This is a genomic window from bacterium (genome assembly GCA_009926305.1).
Taxonomy (GTDB): Bacteria; Bdellovibrionota_C; UBA2361; order UBA2361; family RFPC01; genus RFPC01.
Genome location: RFPC01000216.1, coordinates 1 through 1,500 on the forward strand (window position 1 = coordinate 1; position 1,500 = coordinate 1,500).

The following is a 1,500-nucleotide window of genomic DNA, read 5'->3' on the forward strand; positions in this document are numbered from 1 at the left end:
CATTAAAATTTTAGTTGTTTCTTTCGCTACCAGTTTAGATGCATTTGCCGTTGGCGTGGGACTGGGAATTTCAAACAGATCTTTAGCTCCTTATATCATTTCGATTGGTCTATGCGCTTTTGTTACAACCTTAATGGGAATGGCGATTGGGAAAAGGGCGTCAAATAAATTAGGACCCATCTTCAGTCTGGTGGGAGCTGTCATTCTTGCTACTCTCGCAACTAAATTCCTGCTAGATGGTTTAAATAATGCGCTCTCATAGATTACCTTCAACTGTTTGGACATTAGGTTTTGTTAGTCTACTCATGGATATTTCTTCTGAAATGAAGAATGTCAAAATTTCCGATAATACTCACACTGTGCTTAAGAAGTATTGTGATGAGAATGGGCTAAAAATTTCGGCCTTCATCGACCGCCTGTGCAGAAAGTGGATGGATGAGTATGCTAAAGGAAATAGCGGAGAGAACAAAAATAGACCGAATGGGTAGGACCTTCCATCGAAAGGTTGTCGTGTGCTCGTGTGACGCGTGCGAAAAGACCTACGAAAAGCCCTATTATGCGACTATGAACTTCGATGCTCTGACGTTCTGCAGCCGAAAGTGCCTATGGCAGTCAAAAAAGAGCGGTCTGCTGGCCGAGAAGGCGCGCAAGACCCTCCTAGAGAAATACGGCGTAGAAAATCCCTCCCAGTCTCCAGCGGTTCAAGAGAAAATTCGAAAGAATAACCTGAAGAAATATGGGGTCGAGCACCACACGAAGTCAGAGTGCTTCAAAGAAAAGCAGAAACAGTGTCGAGTGGAGAAGTTCGGAGTCGAGCACCACTGGATGCTCGACGAGGTGAAGCAGAAGAGAAAAGAGACGTGGCGCCAAAACTATGGGACAGACAACCCATTCGCTGCTGAAGAGATAAAGGACAAGATAAGGCAGACATTCCAGCAGAACTATGGGACAGACAATCCATTCGCTGCTGAAGAGATACAGGAGAAAATTCGAGACACGCTTATGACTCGCTACGGAGTGGACCACTGCAGCAAATATGATGTCACTCACAGAAAGCAGGTTGAAGCAAAGGTGGGAATGGACTATGATTACTACTACGATGAATTTCTTCCAGCCTTCGAGTCCTACAGAAGAAAAGTCTGGGCTGTCACCAAAAAGCAGCCTCTTGAAACCTTAGAAAACTTCGACCAGCGCGGACGAGGAAACAACGGCTATCACGTCGACCATATTGTCTCAATATCCGATGGCTTCAAAAACAATATTGAGCCTGAAGTTATCGGACATATCAAGAATCTGAGAATGCTTCTTGGGAGAGAAAATATCTCAAAAGGCCCAAAAAGCGATATGGAAATCAACGAACTTTTAGAAATGACAGGAGCTCAAGATGAAATGGACAACTAAAATCTCGCCGTTAGTCAAAGAGGTTGAGCTCAGAAAGAGCCCTGTTATTATCAGGGTGAATAAGTTCGATGAAGAGTCAGCGAAGAAGTTCGATGAAGA

At 44.2% G+C, this 1,500-nt stretch carries 2 protein-coding genes; both read left to right on the forward strand.

Features of this window, described 5'->3' with window-relative positions:
* Position 1: 1 nt before the first annotated feature.
* On the forward strand, positions 2-262 hold the full coding sequence (locus EBR25_13965) for a hypothetical protein (protein ID NBW42076.1): 261 nt from the start codon (positions 2-4) through the stop codon (positions 260-262).
* A 173-nt stretch (positions 263-435) separates the two neighbouring features.
* A complete protein-coding gene (locus EBR25_13970) occupies positions 436-1,401 on the forward strand; it encodes a hypothetical protein (protein ID NBW42077.1) in 966 nt (321 codons plus the stop codon).
* The last annotated feature ends 99 nt before the right edge of the window (positions 1,402-1,500 follow it).

Coding starts and splice junctions, on each gene's coding strand:
- EBR25_13970 (NBW42077.1), top strand. CDS start 436: ATGAGTATGCTAAAGGAAATAGCGGAGAGAACAAAAATAGACCGAATG.